The organism is Acetivibrio ethanolgignens (assembly GCF_001461035.1).
Taxonomy (GTDB): Bacteria; Bacillota; Clostridia; order Lachnospirales; family Lachnospiraceae; genus Velocimicrobium; species Velocimicrobium ethanolgignens.
The window spans coordinates 1-16,811 of record NZ_LNAM01000189.1 but is presented as its reverse complement, the minus strand read 5'-3'; the positions used below and the strand labels follow the sequence as shown (position 1 = coordinate 16,811).

The window sequence follows — 16,811 nt, the reverse complement described above, 5'->3', positions numbered from 1 at the left end:
GATATCATAGCAGAATGACAGTTGTTTGTCAGTAACGCTGTGTTTTGAAGCACTTACCATAGAGACTTAAATACAAGCCGCAATTCCTCATTTTATGAGGAGTTGCGGCTTCGTTTTGTTTAAAGAAGATTAACGAACATAGAAAAAGCCCGTTTCAAGTTCTTCACTCAAAATGGGCTTGTGATACGCGTGTGATACACGGGTTTCTAATCTTTGGCATGTGGCCAGTTAATCTTCCATTCAAAATACTCTTCTTTGGTAATTTTACCGGAGGCTAAGTCCTCTTTTTTCTTTTTCCAGGTATTCAGGAAATCATCCAACAAAGAATAATCAAAACCAACAGCGATATGCTTTTCGGTAGGATCTTCGGGATTTACAACTTCGTAGAGGGGCATATTGTAGTGCTCATCCAGCTCAAAGAGTGCGTACATCACATCTTCCGCTGCGTAGAGGGAAGGTTCGTAGATGGAGCGGTAATTACAGTCTAAGGCTTTTGCCAGCTCCTGTATCATCTCTTCCTTAGGGGTGCGGTTGCCAATTTCGTACTGACGGATTCGCACATCGGATAAGCCAACAGCTTCGCCAAGCTGAGCCTGTGTCAATTTGCGGAAATTTCTAATTCGTTTTATTCGTTCACCAATAGCCATCGTGTAACTCCTTCCAATTACATAGTAACAATATCGTTTCTGATAATACAATAACATAAATGTTACTGTATAGCAAATAGAAAAATGAAAACTTTTTCGTTAACCTATTGACAGAAACGAAAATGCTACTGTATAATCAAAAACAAAAACAGTAACAATATAGTTACTAATTAAATGATGGGAGGTGAGTGACATGTGCAAGAGCGTACATAAGTTTTAGTAGAAAGGAGGAAGGAGTATGACGAAACGCTATTTATCTGCTAAGGAAGTTGCAGAACTTCTGGGAATTGCAGAATCAACCGCTTACGCAGTCATCCGTGGATGGAATAAGGAACTGAAAGCACAGGGTTATTTTACCAAGGCAGGTTCCGTTCCGAGAGCCTACTTTGAGAAGAAGTGCTACGGATATGGCGAAGCGCAATAGATGAACTTTGATAACTGAATAAGCCATACCCGGAATAATGCCGGGTGTGGCGACTACAAGAAAGAGAGGTAATGAGTATGCCGGTTTATAAGGACGAGAAACGAAATACCTGGTTTTGTAAGTGCAACTATAAGGATTGGCTTGGAAAGAGTAAGTCCAAGATGAAACGTGGATTTGCTACCAAGAAGGATGCCCAGCAGTGGGAACGTGATTTTTTACAGAAGCAGAGTGCCAGCATGGATATGAAGTTTGCTTCCTTTGTGGAAGTGTACTTTGAGGATAAGGCACCGAGACTGAAGGAGCGTTCCATAATGACGAAGCGGACACTATTTGAAACCAAGATCATTCCTTACTTTGGTGAAAAGCAGATGAATGAGATTACTGCGGTGGATATTATCAAGTGGCAGAATGCACTTCTGAATCAGGATTACAAGCCAACGTATCTGAGGATGATACAGAATCAGATGACAGCACTTTTTAACCACGCAGAGAAGTTCTATGATTTGAAAGATAATCCCTGCAAGAAGGTGGATAAAATGGGACGTCCCAATGCTAAGGAGTTAAACTTCTGGACGAAGGATGAGTACGAACAGTTTATTCAAGGTTTTAGTTCGGATGAGGAGATGTATCGGATTATCTTTCAGATGTTATTCTGGCTGGGATGCCGGGTAGGGGAACTGCTGGCACTTACCAGCCAGGATATTGATTTTGAAAACGGAACGGTGAACATCTCCAAGACTTATTACAGGAGGAATCAAACCGATTATGTAACACCACCAAAGACAGAGAGTTCTAATCGCAAGATTACAATTCCGAAGTTTCTGGCAGAGGAGATGAAGGATTTTGTGGACAGGCAATATGGATTGATACCGGAGGATCGTATCTTCCCCATTACGGACAGGGCAATTCAGAAGAAGATGAAGCAAAAGACGGAGCAGGCGAAGCTAAAGCCTATCCGTGTGCATGACCTTCGCCATTCACACATTGCTTTGTTAATAGAGAAAGGGATGCAGCCGTTGGTTATCGCCCAGCGAGTGGGACATGATTCCGTGAATACGACCATGAATATTTACGGACACCTTTATCCGAATAAGCAGAAGCAGGTGGCTGGTCATGAGAATGATAAGAGGATTTTACAACGTGCAGAATAACACGGTGAATGTGATTCACTATGATACCAACTGCATCATAAGTCTGGATTGTGGGAGGTGGGAGAGTGGTCTTCGGACCACCCCAAACTCCCAAGGACGGATGGATGCACTGGCGATAGATGACCCAGTGAAGTATGTGAGAATGATGCTTAGCGGGGAGATGCAGGTGTGGCTGGATGCATTGGATGATTGTTCTGTATGGTGAGTCACAAAGTGGCGTCATTTTTTAAAAAGGGAGACGAAAGTGACACACCTGTTGATAGAGGATTTCCGGTTGGTGCGGCATAAAAAATACTTCCCAGAGGGAGCACCAACATACAGCTGTGAATACCGGCTGCTGGCAGTAGATTTCACCAAATGCCGGTACGAGCAGATGTATCCGAGATCAAGCGACGGAACGCTTGCCCCGTTTGTGTTTGGGGTACCCCCAAACCAATAAAGGGATATTACTTTAGGGAAAGAGAAAGAAACGTGGAAACCCAAAGAAAGGAGGACATCGACATGAGCAGAGATTTCTTAAGGAAACTGTTGATTAAACTGAATACAGATAAGAAGAGAGGGATTTGATGTCAGGCAAGAAAGAAAAGACCATAAGTGGTGCAATGTACAGCGCACCTAATCTGGAGCACAATCTTAGAACCCATATTCCACCCAACTCCGTAGAGGAGCGGCGGCATTTGAACTGGGTATATACCAAGGATTCAGAGATTACTCTGCAACAGGTATATGAGAAGTTATTTGCTAAGCCGTATAAAGAGTGGAGGGACAGGGAGATTAAGAAAGGGCGCGGAAAAAGATTTCCGCCGACCTATTATGAGAAGATTGAGCAGGATAAGCAGAAGCACCTTTGCTATGAGATTATCTGGCAGATAGGGGATATGCGGGACACGGGTTTCGTATATACGCCGGATGATGCGAATCGTGCGCAGGATTTGCTTGATGAATTTGCAAAGTATCTGTTGGAACTGCCGGAGGTATGTGTGGTAACTCAGAAGGAGCTGGATGATCCAAATTGGAAGCCACCTTTTGAGGCTGGTCTGATTGTTCACCACATGGTTTATCATGGGGATGAAAATTCTCCCCATATTCATATGACCTATATTCCGTATACAACTAACTCCTCAAAGGGAGCACCAATTCAGAATGCATTTGCACAGACCTTTAAAGATTTGGGATTTCCGACTACCATGAGGCAGGCGGTAACTGAGACCGGCGATTTGGTCTGGCAGAAAGATGAAGACGGAAATCTGAAACCACAGATGAAGCGTGACCGTTATGGTGGAGCTGATTGGGTGGAAACACAGAAAGCAATCCTTCAGGATATGATGCTAAAAGAGTTTGGTTGGGAGCGTTTCTATAAAGGCTCTAATCCGAGAGGAAACCTTACTTTGTCGGACTACCGCAGGGAAAAGGCGGCAGAGATGGCGAAGGAAGAGGAACGGAAACTTGAGGATATAAAGGATAAGGTTACAGCCGGACAGGCTACCATTCAGGCACAGGCTGAACAGATGGAGGCAATGCTTGAATCTCTGGGGAAGGGAGCAGAGGTAGAGAGGCAGTTGTCAGTCAGAATCACGGATAAGAACGCTGAACTGGATGATGTACTGCGGAACCTTGCAGATAAAAGTACCGAGCTGGATGAAGTGAAGCAGGACCTGACAGATAAAAAGAGTGAAGTTCGAGAGCAGGAGCAGAAGCTGACGCTAATAAAAGAAGATGCGGACGAGGTGATTCAGAAAGCGAAGTTTGCAGAAGAACTTATCGATTACTTCAGGAATACTAATTCCGGTGACCGGGAGAAAGCATACTTTGAAAAGATGCTGGACCTTAAATACGAGAATGAGTGTCTGAAGCGACAGAATGAGGAACTGAAGACTGAGAATCGAACGCTGAAGGCGAAGCTGGAAAAAGCATATGATTTCATGAGGCAGTTTACTATTAATGGAATGAATATGCTGGAACACTTCCTGCGGAGTATCGGTGAGTGGGTACAGCAGAAGGTGGCTGGAATGAGTAGGTAAAGTGAATAAAAAGCTTAAAGCCACAATTGTTAGTAGCAAGATTACTAAGATTGTGGCTTACATAGTTATTCTATTTTTGCAATAAAAAAACTATTTGATCTAAATAATCTGTGGGGGATTTGTGCAACACCTTTCTTATAGGCATTATATGATTTGTATACTAGATAGTAGCTTGTGATACCGACATTATCAGTATAGGAAAATTTATTATTTGATATGTGTTTAATCATTGCTATGTCAGAGCAGTGGGGAATAGTCTTTAGTATTGCGGCGGACATATTTTTTACTATTATTCTATTTTCGATAGGCACTCCTTTCTATTGACCAATAAGTTGAATTGTGGGAGGAATATTATGCTGAATTTGGTGGTTTTTGAAACAGAAGAGGAACTCTGTGAATTAACGGGACTGACAGAACAGGAATTGTGGGAAAAAGGTTTTAATCTTGATGATTGGGAGATTGGTTTTCAGTCTGAAGTTAAATTGCATAAGACACCAACGGCAAAGGATATTGAGAATGGATATCGCGAGAATGAATTAATAGCGTTATTCGAATTGCCGGCACATTGGTTGATGAGTCAAATGAACAGTTATTGTGTTGGTGCAAATTATGTTTTTCTGGATGGAAAACATTACTATACAGTTCATCACGCATAAGACGAGTATGCACATAAGATATTTGGGTAAATAGTGGCGACATGTCGCCATTTTTTAGAAAACGGTTATTGGATGAAATTAGCAAAGGCAGAAGATATCATGCTTGCATAAAATGGATAGAATCCATAATATGCGAAAAAATATAATTGACATAGTTTTCGCCAGCGAATATAATATACTTAACAAAATAGAATTGATATATCCAAAACGTTAAGAAAGGAGAAAAGACGATGCTATACAATTATATAAAAGAACATTACAAAGAAGCGGAGCCGATTTTCTTTTCGGATTTGGAGCGAGAGGAAATTACGAAGTCTGCCTTAAATCAGCAGTTGAAGAAACTCTGTGATAAGGGATTGTTGCAGAAGTATGATACCGGAGTATATTTTATACCTAAGAAGTCTCTGCTAAATTCTACCATTGGTCCGAATGCGGATATGGTGGCGAGATATCGTTTTATTTCCAAAGGAGATAATGTTGACGGTTTTTATGGTGGCAATTCTTTTGCAAATCAGATAGGGATTACCACACAGGTTCCCCGGGTGGTGGAGATTGTAAGTAATAATACAAATTCGTCAGACAGAGAGGTGCGGATTGGCAACAGAAGATTTTATGTAAGGAAGCCAATTGTACAAATAACAAAAGAGAATGTGTATGTGCTACAGATGTTGGAGCTATTGAAAAATCTTGATGCATATTTAGATTATACTTATGATGAGGCACGGGAGAAATTTGCTGAGTATATCGCTATTCACGGAATCAAACGAAGTGATGTGGATTTGTACATCAGAAAATACCCGCTGGCGACATTTAAATTTTATTATGAATTGGGGTTAGATCATGTACTTGCATAAAGAAAATAGAGAATTATTTCGTGATGCAATCTTGTTGGCTTCACAGAAACTGGAAGTCAGTGAAGATATCGTTGAGAAAGATTATTATGTTACTTTGATTTTGAAGAAGCTTTCTACGATTGAATATCCGGTTGTGTTTAAGGGCGGGACATCTCTTTCCAAAGCATTTCATGTAATTGACCGATTCTCTGAGGATATCGACATTACATTTACAGAGCATCTGGGTGAAGCTAGAAGAAAGAAACTAAAATATAACATATTGAAGCCGATTGCGGATGAGTTAGGGCTTGTGATTCATAACTTCGACTCTATTGAAAGTGATAAAAATCTGAATCATTATGATTTTTATTATGAGTCAGTGGTAGGGGATAGAGTTATCAATCCAATTCCGCCTTATGTCAAGTTGGAAACATCCTTGATGTCCTATGCATTTCCTACAGAAGAAAAGGAGCTGGGAAATTATATATTGGATGCTCTCGGAACTGAAGAAGAGGAGTTTATTACAACATATGATTTGAGGACATTCCCTATGCGCGTTCAGTCATTGAACCGTACCCTGATTGATAAAGTTTTTGCTGTATGCGATTACTACCTGCAGGGCAAGGCCCACAGAAATGCAAGACATTTGTATGATATTTATAAGCTGACAGAGCATGTGGAGATTGACGATGATTTCTTGAAGCTTGTAAAAGAAGTACGTGCCCACAGAATTGCTATGGGAAGCGAAATTGCTCCGGCAGCGCCTCTGGATGTCGATATTTTAGAGTTAGTCCGGAAAGTTTGTGATGAAGATTTTTACAAGGAAGATTATCGGGAGACCACACTCAAATTGATTTCGGATTCTTTAGAGTATGAGATGCTGAAGAAGCATTATAGGGAATTGGTGGAGAAAGTATTTGAGTAAATGTACACATAGAGATGTCCCGTGTGTATATTTACTATGAGTATCAAACTCGTATCACAACACCCAAAATCATATAAATTTGCCGTTTACATTCATTTTCGCCCATGCTATATTATTACATAGGTGGACGGAAAAAAGCGGATTATCGTGATACGAATCTGCAACACTTCCTCCGGAAAAAGCAAAAATAATAGGTAAAATACCCATAAAATGAGTCACAAAACGGCAAAAACCGTAACAAATAAGTTCCTAAACACGGCTAAATCAGACCGTGAGGGTGGTAGAACAGTAGGTTCAGGCCGTGTTGCTACAATTATTGAGTAATTAATAGAATTACAGTAAATCCGAGGCTCCCAAGGTTTTCCTTGGGAGCCTTTTTACGTCGTGTGTCCAGCGAAGCTGAACCACACTTGCCGGTGTAAGTTCGGTCACGGTAATCGCCAGTGAGCCGTTGCAGTCGACCCAAAGACCATGTTCAAGATTCTTACCTATGCTTATTCCCAACATATATATTCCTCTGTTCACATTAGTGATTCGACTAGTAACCATATTCAACGGATAAACTCTCAACAAGCCTGCGAATGTTCCAGAAATTTACGCTATCTTACATGTACACTTTTGTTGACATCATATTTAAAGCGTCGTATAATATTACCTAGTATCTTGTAAAGTATGGAGGGAAACTATGAATTTATTACTTAATAGCCTGTTATTAATTCATGAGTATGTGAAAAACTCCAGCAATATTTCTAACGACCAAGATCATCTGGAAAATATTATTGAAGATATGAAAAAAGAAATTATAAGACAGGAAGAGGAGCGTGAAGCACTTAAGAAGACAATCAACGCATACAGAAATGAAAAGGATTTTTTTCTTTCCGCAATGAACGCATTGCCTTATCCGATATTTATAAAAAATGAACAGGCAGAGTTTGTGTTCTTTAATGACGCGTACAAGAAGTATTTTCATATATCAGATGACGAATATATAGGAAAAACAGTTCTTTCGCTGGATTATTTGCCAATAGAAGATAGGGAAAATTATCAGGATGAGGATTTGAATCTTATACGAAATGGTACTATTACAAATTACACAAAGAATTTTCAACTTTCGGATGAGACAATCAGTGCTACACTATACTGGAGCTGTGGTTTTAGATCAAACAATTCTCAGAGGGGATTGATTGGCTCAATCGTAGATATAACGGCTGAGAAAAATCTGCAAGCACAATTAGGTTCAACTATTGATGAACTTACTGCGATAAATATTAAAATTGAAAAAGAAAAAATGCATGATAGTTTAACAAGCTTATATAATCGTTATGGATTATCCTTTGCTATAAATAGCCTGGATGCTATACGAAAGGATGAGAATTGTTCAATATGTGTTTTATTTATAGATTTAGATTGTTTTAAGTGCGTTAACGATATATACGGACATTTAGAAGGTGATAAAATACTTGTGGATTTTTCTAATATATTGAAGCAGACTTGCAGAGAAAATGATATTCTTATACGATATGGTGGCGAAGAATTTTTAGCTGTTTTAGTACATACAGATTTGAAAGCAGCCAAAGAAATGGCTGAAAGGATTAGAATCTGCTGTGCAACAAATTTAATTCTGCCGGACAATAAAAGCGTTACGGTCAGCATAGGAGTAGTGAAGTTCCGTGCAGAAGAGGATTTTGAGCATTGTTTATTACGAGTCGACAGTGCATTGTATGAGGCAAAAAAGAACGGGAGAAATCAAATTGTTATAAGATAAATGGACGGCTGGAGAGCGTTTGTTGGCATAGAAACCAATGAACGCTTTTTTATTCAATAGGAAAGTGCGTCCTATTGAATAAAAAACGCTCCGCTAAGGATCGCACTGCGGCGGCGTGGTAAATGTCGCTTTCGCGCCCCGCCGCAGGCGGAGAGTTTGCTTTGCAAACTCTTTGTTCTATTTCAAAAGATATAAAAAGTCTATCCTTTTGGCTAGTGTACTTTTCCTGCCCACCGATGTATAATATAAAAAATAGAGGCTGTCCCATTATTTGCCAAAAAGGGGTGACACATCATGAATCAAAAAACAGATTATCTGCCAGGACGAAACAGAGCGTCAAAGGACGCTCCTTTTGTGATGCCTTCCTACAGGCCGGAAGTGGATGAATATTATGTGCGTCCGAAGGCAGCATGGGATCGGATGAAGACGGCGAAAAACAGCCAGCAGACTGTATATATCTATGGCACCACAGGAACCGGCAAGACTTCCCTTGTGGCGGATTTCCTTGCCAGAAGACGATACTGTTATATTGACATGGCGAATACCGGAATGGAAGAGCTTGCAGACATCGTACAAAAAGAAATGCACAAGGCAAGGCAGAAAGAAAATGTGCCGAGGGTTTTGGTCATGGACGACCTGCATGCATTAGAAAGCCAGGAGGACAAGAGCCTTTGCGGGCAGCTCATCGAGAGCATGAGCTTATGTGAGGATGTCTGGCTGATTCTGATTTCCAGGGCAGCGGTGCCAAAATGGTTAAAGCCTGTCTTTGTCCGGAGTGTTTTTCTGATCTTAGGAGAAAAAGAATTATACCTGACCGAAAAGGAGCAGGAAAGCTATTTTGAAAAATGGGGGCTTTCCCTTACCCGGGCCGCCAGTGAAAGAGCACGGGAATTATGTGAGGGGGATCCGCTGGCACTTAAGATGGGGGCGGCGCTCTTTAAAAACATTCCGAAGGAGGAGGCGGCGAAAGATAAAACCGGTGCAGAGCTTCGTGCCATTGAGAAAGCCCAAAAGAATATGTGGGACTATCTGGAGGTGCATGTGTATGACCAGTGGAGCGTGGAGCTTCAGGAGTTTTTAGAAGCGGTATCCATCGTGGAGCAGTTTGACCTTGGGCTGGCACAGCAGATTACCAAGCATAAGGAATGCGGAGAGCTGATAGGGAGAGCACAGGAAGCCGGGAACTTTCTGATGGAATACGGGGAAGATGAAAGGACTGTATATGAACTGGTCACGCCCATGAAGCGGTCCATGCGAAGGAGGCTTTCCAGAAAATATTCACAAGATTACATCAGGCAGCTTTACTATAGTGCCGGGAGTTATTATGAGATAGAAGGAAATGTGACAGAGGCACTTAAGATGTATGAAATGTGCCACTGTGAGGATGGGATTTTCCGGATTCTGGTTGATAATGCGAGAAGGAATCCGGCGGCAGGAGATTATTTTGAATTGCGGCATTACTATCTGGCACTGCCGGAAGAAAAGATCAGGGAAAGTGTGGAGCTGATGGCGGGCATGAGCATGCTGTGGTCCATGCTGTTAAATGAAGAGGAAAGCGAACGCTGGTACGAGGAGCTTGCCGCCTATGCCAAGAAAAAGACCGGAGGTGCAAAAAGAGCGGCAAGGAGCAGGCTTCTCTATCTGGACATTGCCCTGCCGCACAGGGGGACGGTTCGGCTGTCTGACCTGCTAAAACAGGCGGGCATGCTGCTGACAGAAAGAAAAATAGACCTGCCGGAGTTCTCCGTAACAAGCAACCTGCCTTCCGTGATGAACGGCGGAAAGGATTTCTGCGAATGGAGCAGGAGGGATAAGGAGTTTTCCAATACCATGGGAAAAGTCCTGAGCCTTGTCCTTGGGAAATACGGAAAAGGACTTGTCAATATTGCCCTTGCAGAAAGTTATTTTGAGAAAGGAGGGGAGGACTACGAGGTGGCACTTCTTGCCGGAAACGGCAGGATGCAGGCAGAAGCCGGCGGAAAGACGGAACAGGTCTTTGTGGCAGCAGCGATTCTGACAAAGCTGTCCATCCTGAATAACCATATGGAGTCTGCCACAGATATGTTAGACAGCTTTCAGAAAAAGGCGGAAAAGGAAGCACCGCGGATTCTGCCAAATATCGGCGCCATGCAGGCAAGAATGGACTTATACGCCGGAAGGATTGGGCAGGTCTGCCAATGGCTGGAGAGGGCGCCGGATGAAAACATGGAGTTCAATGTGATGGAACGGTACCGGTATCTGACCAAGGTGCGGGCCTATCTGGCTGCCGGACGGAAGGAGCAGGCACTGCTTTTGCTGGAAAAGCTGCGTTACTATGCGAAGAATAGCCACAGAACCTACATAGCAATCGAAGTAAGGATGCTGGAAGCCATCACCCTTTACCGCATGGACATGGAGGGCTGGCTGGAGGCTTTGCAGGAGGCGGTGACAGCGGCAGAGGATTATCATTTTGTGCGCATCCTCACGAAAGAGGGAGCAGCAATCAGGGAGCTTTTAAAGACCCCAGCCCTTGTCTGGCAGGACCAGGCCTTTAAGAAACAGGTCATGGAGGAATGCGGACAGATGGCAGAATTCTATCCGGCATATTTACAGGAGAAACCGGAGGGCACGGTGGTCTTAAGTGAGAAAGCGCTGAGAATCCTCAAGCTGCAGGCAGAAGGCATGTCTGTGGAGAAGATTGCAAAGCAGCTTGGCTTAACCAAAGCGGGCGTGAAATACTACAATCAGGAAACTTACAAAAGGCTGGGTGTAAATAACAGAGCCGCCGCAGTGGCAGAGGCCAGAAACCGGAGGCTTTTGTGAAGTCAGATACAATATCAGGTAAACAAATTTTATGGGGCCTGCATCATGGCAGAAGCCCTGAGAATGGAGGTATAACATGAAGAAACGAAGAGGACGAAAGAAAGGATTAGCACTACTTTTAACCACCGCCATGGTGATGGGACTGATGCCCGGAACAGGTGTGTTCGGATTTGGTACTGCAATTGTTGCGTCGGCGGAGGTAAAGGATTCCGGCACTTTTGGCGAGGGCAATAGTTTTTCTTGGACACTGGATGATACAGGCAAACTGACCATTTCGGGCAGTGGTGCAATGGATGCTTGGGGAAAGTTGACTCCTTGGTATGAGCTTCAAGATTATATTCAATCCGTTGAAATCAAGGAGGGTATTACAACCATTGGAGAGAATGCTTTTCAAGATTGCGCATTCCTTAAAAGCATAACCATTCCTGCCAGCGTTACAACCATTAGAGATGGGGCTTTTAGGGGATGTAGAGACCTTAAAACTGTTTCATTTGGAAAAAATTCAGGGCTTAAAACCATTGGAGAGAGTGCTTTTCATAGTTGTTGGAGACTTCAAAGCATAGTTATCCCTGCCGAGGTTACTTCTATTGGACGTATGGCTTTTTGGAACTGTGAAAAACTTAAAAGCATAAATGTTTTAGAAGAAAATTTGAACTACTGCTCGGTTGATGGCGTATTGTTCAATAAGGCAAAGACCACATTGATTGCATATCCTGCATATAAGAGTGGCGATTCCTATGATATTCCGGATAGCGTTATTTCTATCGGAGAAGATGCGTTTTCCCTTTGTCTAGGTCTGGAAAGCATAACCATTCCGAATGGCGTTAGAACCATTGGAGAAAATGCTTTTCAGGGCTGTCTAAGGCTGAAAAGCATAACTATTCCGAATGACGTTAGAACCATTGGAGAAAATGCTTTTTTAGAATGCGTTAATCTTACCAGCATATTCTATCCCGGAAGTTTTAGTGGAAGGATTGATCATGATAAGATAACAACAGAGATAACATACACCCTTGATGGTGACAAGGTTACCATAACCTCAATCACATTGGGAGAAGGTCAGACCTCTGTTGCCATCCCTGACACTACCTGTGGTGTTCCTGTCGCTGCCGTTGCTGCGGATCATCAGTCAAAGGTCGGCAGTCACACGCATCGATTGGACAGCAAGGATACTTGTTCGATTTGCGGAAAGGTGCAATTAAAAAACATAAGTATTACCATTACAGAACCGAAGGCAACTGAAACTTTAGCAGAAGAAGCAAGAGTATCTACCACAGGCGTTGCGGCAGATTTGATCACTTGGCAGCCTTCCGGCACAAATGCCGGTTATAATAAAGTCTATACTGCAAGTGTAACACTTTCAGCGAATGAGGGATATATGTTTGCAGATTCTGTTGCGGTAACGGTGAACGATTTGGACGTTGATAGCAGTCATATAACAAAAAACGCAGACGGAAAAATTACTGTAACGTATCAATTTGCCAAAACGGATAAGGGAACACTCACGGCAAGCGATTTTACCTTTGCTGCACCCGATGACCTTGTTTATAACGGCAGCGCAAAGGCTGCTGCGGTTACAGCGGCACCTTCCGGTGTAGGCGAGATCACTGTAAAGTATTATGATAAAAGCGGTAAGGGTCTTGCTTCAGCTCCTGTCAATGCCGGGACATATATTGTGAAGATCGATGTTGCGGAAGGCGATGAATACAATGCAATATCCGATGTAACGGCGAGCGGGTGGACATTTACAATATCACCAAGGGTGATAACTGCCGCTGACCTTGAATTTGTTGATGCAGCTATCACAAAGGTATATGACGGAATGACCGATAGCAATGCAAAGGTATGGATCAAAGCGGGCGTTGTTGGAACAGAAGCAGTAGAGATAAGCGGTACATCCGTTTATGACAGCAAGGATGTAACGACTGCTTCAAAGGTAACCTTTACACCGACAGCCATCACAAGCGGAAATTATACCATTGCGGCTGCTGAAACCATCGAACATGAGGCTAAGATCACAGCGAAGCCCGTCACTGGAACAAATCAGACGCTGTTGGTGAAAACGAATCAGGCGAAGGATATTACTTATGATCTGAGTAAGCTGCTTCCGGCAGGAGTGACCGGAACAACAACCTATAGAGTTGGAGAATTTTTCAAGAAAGACGGTGTGTTGAGTTCTGAACCGGCGGATGCAGATATTACGGACGGCAAGCTGACACTGCATGTTGCACCTGTAGATAGCGCCGACAAGATATCCAGAGTTACAATTTTCTTTGTGAATGATAACTACGATATTTCAGAGACAAGCTTAACGGTTCAGACCACAGATAAAACACCGGTAACCCTTTCCGGCGTAAGTTGTGGCAACCGTGCCTATAACGGAACAGCCTACGCTTATTCAGGCGCACCGATATGGAAGACCGAGGATGGTACACCGGTAACCGGTGAAACTACGGTAACTTATTATAATTATAATGTGGGTGATCCGGTTACTCCGGTGGATGCTCCTACAAACGCAGGCAGCTACCGGGCAGTATTTACCATTAAATCCGCTGACTATGAGGGAACAGAAAACTACAGCTTTGAGATTACCAAGGCACAGATCACAGTAGCAGCAAAAAATAAGAGTATTTATGTCGGCGATGCAGTTCCGGTTCTGACGAACCCGACAGCCGGAACGGACTATACCGTCACAGGCTTATGCGGAACCGATGCCCTGGGCGGTGCGGCAGCCATGTCCTACGGACAGGAGCCTGACAACACAAAGACCGGAGCCTATGAGATATTAATCAGTGGTCTGACTGCTCCGGCAGGAGATAATTACACGATTACCTTTACAAAGGGAACGCTGACGATCACTGCAAAGCCTTCCGGCGGCGGTTCTATCGGCGGCGACAGTGCAGGTGGCGGCAGCAGCTCCGGCGGTTCATCCGGCGGTGCGACCGATGGAACCGGAGATAAGACAGAGGGTTCCGGCAATATCACAACCATCACGAATAAGGACGGCTCCACCACGACCACAAAGACCGAGACGGACGCCAAGGGAAATACTGTGACCACAACCACCAGGACCGATGCGGACGGAAACGTCACCGGCGTGACCGAGAAATCCGTCATTGCTCATATCGAAAAGAATACCACGGCCACCGTCACCGTAAAGACAGACGGAGACGGAAACGTCACTTCCGCCAAGGCGAGCATCACCAAGACCAGCGACAGTTCGAAGGTATCGCTGAGCGGTAAGGTGCTCGGACAGATCACCGAGGCTGCCGGAGCAGATACGAAGGTGCGTGTGACAATGACGGTCAAGGATAACGACGGCAAGACACTGTATAAAGTACAGGCAGATGCGAACGAGATCCTTCCGGGCGAGAAACTGTATATTTACAAGCGGGATACAAAGACCGGAACATACACCATGGTGAATGACAAGGAGTACAAGGTCACAAAGGCTGGAACCGTCACTGTCAACATGACGAAAAAAGCGACCTACGAACTTGTCACGGCAAAGGAATCCAAGGCGATCGAAAAAGCGATCCTTGCAACGGTGAAGCCTGCCAAGACCAGCAAGAGCCTTTCCGAAGGCAAGAAAACCACCTTCAAGTTCTCCGGCAAACTGGACATGGATAATGTAAAGAGCATCACCTATGCCACATCCAGGAAATCCATAGCAACGGTCACAAAGAAGGGAACGATCACGGCAGTGAACGCCGGAACCGCTGCGATCAGGGCCACCGTCACCTTAAAGAACGGCACAAAAAAGACGATCAAGATGACGATCAAAGTAAAATAGAGAATTTTATCACACCGGGTGGACGTTCGATGTCCACCCGGTTTCTTTTCGCGGGTGGAAACTTTCTTCTGGTGCTGATTGAAAGAATAAGGAAGGAGTGTTATAATATACACAGAAATAAAGGTATATAATATGCGAATGAGATTATGATGATTGTCAGCATATTGCGGCGGCGGTTATTTATGGATGTGATTGTATTATATCTTGGAATTTCAAGCATATTGTCAATATAAAGACAATCAGAGGAGTAAGAGCCATTACTCATTTGAAAGGATATAAGCCGATTGAGATTCTGAATCCATCTGTATTATTGGAAAGTGAGGGATGATTTATGGAAACATTAGTTATCAGTCCTGATTTTACGATTGAGGATATTCACAAGATAAGAGAAAATAACTACAATATCACAAAGGATATGACACCACAGGAAAGACGAGATTATTATAATAAACGTGGTATGGAAGTACACCGACAGATTCAGGAAAGAAAATTGCAGAAAGCATAAGAATCTAACACACATATTGCAGGGGCTGCAGCGATTACATACAGGTCAGCTGCCGAAATGCTTCTGCTTCTTTATAACAGGATACCATGCCCGGGTGAAATAGTTCCATGTATTGGATTTTAGCGGTAGGATTTGAGAAAAAGACTTTTTGTGATTGTGAAGCTCATTGAGCGGAAGGATTGCAGAAAGTTTTTTTATAAAATAAAATACATAGTTATGAAGAATAAATTTTTTATCGCAAGGATGAAAAAATAATGGTATAATAGATACAGGTATAATGAAAGAGGTGATATCATGAGTGAACAAGAAGAGCTTACATTTATGCAGACAAGACTTATTCGGCTTGCATCAGAAGAATGGCATATGCCAGTGGAAAGAGTTGTTGAATTATTTCGTAAAGCAGATGTATTCGACTATATTGAAACGGGGTATGGTATCTTTCATTGTGAAGGTGATGAAGCGGTGCTCGAAGATATTGCAGAATTCCTTGAGCGAAAGGGGATATCAGTAAATGCTTGAATTAACGAATGGATTGTATCTTTATCATGGAAGTTATTGTGAAGTGAGTCAGCCGGAGCTTGGCATGTGTTCAAAGAGAAAAGATTTTGGCAGAGGATTTTACCTGACTACTTCGCGAGATCAGGCTATCAGTTTTTTAAAAACCTCGATTGCGAAGGCTGTTGCAAATGGAAGTCTTGGGAAAAAGCAGGATTTTGGATATTTATCGATATACGAATTGAATTTAAACAATGAATTGGCGGTGCACATTTTTGATGAGGCAAATGAAGAGTGGCTACATTGCGTGGCGGCACATAGAAAGAAAAAGTTATTTGCAGAGTTAGAACTGAAAATGTCAAAATACGATGTCATTGTGGGGAAAATCGCAGATGATGCGACAAATGTGACACTAACTGCTTATCTTGGTGGTGCTTTTGGCACAATTGGAAGTCAAGATGCGGATGATTTTTGTATCAGGCAGTTGTTGCCGAATAAATTGCAAGATCAATATTGTTTCAAAACAGCTAAGGCAATTGGTTGCCTGAATTTTGTGGAGGGTAAAAAAATATGGCTGAAGTAACTATTTCGAAAGAAAAATTAGATTACACCATTGATTTGCTGATTACGATGACTGTTGAGGAAATTGCAGAGGACACCGGAAGCGATTTGAAAGATGTTTTATGCGATTTTTTATCTTCTAAAACAGGAAAGGCTCTCTATGATGATAGTACAAAACTGTGGTGGAATGGACCGTCATATATTGCAGAACTGTATATGGAAGAGCTGGCGGG

16 protein-coding genes are annotated in these 16,811 nt (G+C 42.9%); 15 read left to right on the top strand and 1 reads right to left on the bottom strand.

Annotation, left to right across the window (positions count from 1 at the left end; genetic code table 11):
- Window positions 1–206: 206 nt before the first annotated feature.
- On the bottom strand, window positions 207–647 hold the full coding sequence (locus ASU35_RS14850) for a helix-turn-helix domain-containing protein (RefSeq protein WP_058353766.1): 441 nt from the start codon (window positions 645–647) through the stop codon (window positions 207–209).
- A 238-nt stretch (window positions 648–885) separates the two neighbouring features.
- On the opposite strand from ASU35_RS14850, the gene ASU35_RS14845 reads away from it, so the two are divergent.
- The 15 genes from ASU35_RS14845 to ASU35_RS14785 all read left to right on the top strand — a co-directional run.
- Window positions 886–1,071, top strand: coding sequence for a MerR family transcriptional regulator (locus ASU35_RS14845; protein WP_058353765.1), 186 nt, complete (start codon window positions 886–888; stop codon window positions 1,069–1,071).
- Window positions 1,072–1,148: 77 nt separating this feature from the next.
- Window positions 1,149–2,222, top strand: a complete 1,074-nt coding sequence (locus ASU35_RS14840) for a site-specific integrase (RefSeq protein WP_058353764.1) — start codon at window positions 1,149–1,151, stop codon at window positions 2,220–2,222.
- Window positions 2,185–2,427 carry a DUF6061 family protein gene (locus ASU35_RS14835; protein ID WP_058353763.1) on the top strand — a complete coding sequence of 81 codons (243 nt, stop codon included), beginning with the start codon at window positions 2,185–2,187 and terminating at the stop codon, window positions 2,425–2,427. Before ASU35_RS14840 ends, ASU35_RS14835 begins: the two co-directional genes overlap by 38 nt.
- A 39-nt stretch (window positions 2,428–2,466) precedes the next feature.
- Window positions 2,467–2,661, top strand: coding sequence for a hypothetical protein (locus ASU35_RS19410; RefSeq protein ID WP_147525469.1), 195 nt, complete (start codon window positions 2,467–2,469; stop codon window positions 2,659–2,661).
- A 127-nt stretch (window positions 2,662–2,788) separates the two neighbouring features.
- The gene (locus ASU35_RS14830) at window positions 2,789–4,243 is read left to right on the top strand and encodes a hypothetical protein (protein ID WP_058353762.1); all 1,455 of its coding nucleotides are present in this window, start codon (window positions 2,789–2,791) and stop codon (window positions 4,241–4,243) included.
- A 353-nt stretch (window positions 4,244–4,596) separates the two neighbouring features.
- Window positions 4,597–4,899, top strand: coding sequence for a hypothetical protein (locus ASU35_RS14825; RefSeq protein WP_058353761.1), 303 nt, complete (start codon window positions 4,597–4,599; stop codon window positions 4,897–4,899).
- A 230-nt stretch (window positions 4,900–5,129) separates the two neighbouring features.
- The gene (locus ASU35_RS14820; protein WP_058353760.1) at window positions 5,130–5,753 is read left to right on the top strand and encodes a DUF6088 family protein; all 624 of its coding nucleotides are present in this window, start codon (window positions 5,130–5,132) and stop codon (window positions 5,751–5,753) included.
- Window positions 5,740–6,657 (top strand): nucleotidyl transferase AbiEii/AbiGii toxin family protein, encoded by a 918-nt coding sequence (locus ASU35_RS14815; protein ID WP_058353759.1) that lies wholly within the window; start codon window positions 5,740–5,742, stop codon window positions 6,655–6,657. Before ASU35_RS14820 ends, ASU35_RS14815 begins: the two co-directional genes overlap by 14 nt.
- 685 nt (window positions 6,658–7,342) lie before the next feature.
- A complete protein-coding gene (locus tag ASU35_RS14810) occupies window positions 7,343–8,422 on the top strand; it encodes a sensor domain-containing diguanylate cyclase (protein ID WP_058353758.1) in 1,080 nt (359 codons plus the stop codon).
- 294 nt (window positions 8,423–8,716) lie between these two features.
- Window positions 8,717–11,224 carry a LuxR C-terminal-related transcriptional regulator gene (locus ASU35_RS14805; protein WP_058353757.1) on the top strand — a complete coding sequence of 836 codons (2,508 nt, stop codon included), beginning with the start codon at window positions 8,717–8,719 and terminating at the stop codon, window positions 11,222–11,224.
- A gap of 76 nt (window positions 11,225–11,300) precedes the next feature.
- Window positions 11,301–15,017, top strand: coding sequence for a leucine-rich repeat protein (locus tag ASU35_RS14800; RefSeq protein ID WP_058353756.1), 3,717 nt, complete (start codon window positions 11,301–11,303; stop codon window positions 15,015–15,017).
- Window positions 15,018–15,348: 331 nt separating this feature from the next.
- Window positions 15,349–15,522, top strand: coding sequence for a hypothetical protein (locus tag ASU35_RS19765; RefSeq protein WP_172794658.1), 174 nt, complete (start codon window positions 15,349–15,351; stop codon window positions 15,520–15,522).
- Between the two features lie 294 nt (window positions 15,523–15,816).
- Window positions 15,817–16,041 (top strand): DUF3791 domain-containing protein, encoded by a 225-nt coding sequence (locus ASU35_RS14795; RefSeq protein WP_058353755.1) that lies wholly within the window; start codon window positions 15,817–15,819, stop codon window positions 16,039–16,041.
- Window positions 16,034–16,600 (top strand): DUF3990 domain-containing protein, encoded by a 567-nt coding sequence (locus ASU35_RS14790; protein ID WP_058353754.1) that lies wholly within the window; start codon window positions 16,034–16,036, stop codon window positions 16,598–16,600. Before ASU35_RS14795 ends, ASU35_RS14790 begins: the two co-directional genes overlap by 8 nt.
- On the top strand, window positions 16,588–16,811 hold a 224-nt coding region (locus tag ASU35_RS14785; RefSeq protein WP_058353767.1), incomplete at its 3' end, for a hypothetical protein. The genes ASU35_RS14790 and ASU35_RS14785, both read left to right, overlap by 13 nt.

Bases quoted from the DNA above. Each gene is read 5' to 3' on its own strand.
- ASU35_RS14835 (WP_058353763.1), top strand. From the start codon at position 2,185: ATGAGAATGATAAGAGGATTTTACAACGTGCAGAATAACACGGTGAAT.
- ASU35_RS14810 (WP_058353758.1), top strand. From the start codon at position 7,343: ATGAATTTATTACTTAATAGCCTGTTATTAATTCATGAGTATGTGAAA.
- ASU35_RS14850 (WP_058353766.1), bottom strand. From the start codon at position 647: ATGGCTATTGGTGAACGAATAAAACGAATTAGAAATTTCCGCAAATTG.
- ASU35_RS14800 (WP_058353756.1), top strand. From the start codon at position 11,301: ATGAAGAAACGAAGAGGACGAAAGAAAGGATTAGCACTACTTTTAACC.
- ASU35_RS14820 (WP_058353760.1), top strand. From the start codon at position 5,130: ATGCTATACAATTATATAAAAGAACATTACAAAGAAGCGGAGCCGATT.
- ASU35_RS14795 (WP_058353755.1), top strand. From the start codon at position 15,817: ATGAGTGAACAAGAAGAGCTTACATTTATGCAGACAAGACTTATTCGG.
- ASU35_RS14840 (WP_058353764.1), top strand. From the start codon at position 1,149: ATGCCGGTTTATAAGGACGAGAAACGAAATACCTGGTTTTGTAAGTGC.
- ASU35_RS14825 (WP_058353761.1), top strand. From the start codon at position 4,597: ATGCTGAATTTGGTGGTTTTTGAAACAGAAGAGGAACTCTGTGAATTA.
- ASU35_RS14830 (WP_058353762.1), top strand. From the start codon at position 2,789: ATGTCAGGCAAGAAAGAAAAGACCATAAGTGGTGCAATGTACAGCGCA.
- ASU35_RS14845 (WP_058353765.1), top strand. From the start codon at position 886: ATGACGAAACGCTATTTATCTGCTAAGGAAGTTGCAGAACTTCTGGGA.
- ASU35_RS14815 (WP_058353759.1), top strand. From the start codon at position 5,740: ATGTACTTGCATAAAGAAAATAGAGAATTATTTCGTGATGCAATCTTG.
- ASU35_RS14805 (WP_058353757.1), top strand. From the start codon at position 8,717: ATGAATCAAAAAACAGATTATCTGCCAGGACGAAACAGAGCGTCAAAG.
- ASU35_RS14790 (WP_058353754.1), top strand. From the start codon at position 16,034: ATGCTTGAATTAACGAATGGATTGTATCTTTATCATGGAAGTTATTGT.
- ASU35_RS19765 (WP_172794658.1), top strand. From the start codon at position 15,349: ATGGAAACATTAGTTATCAGTCCTGATTTTACGATTGAGGATATTCAC.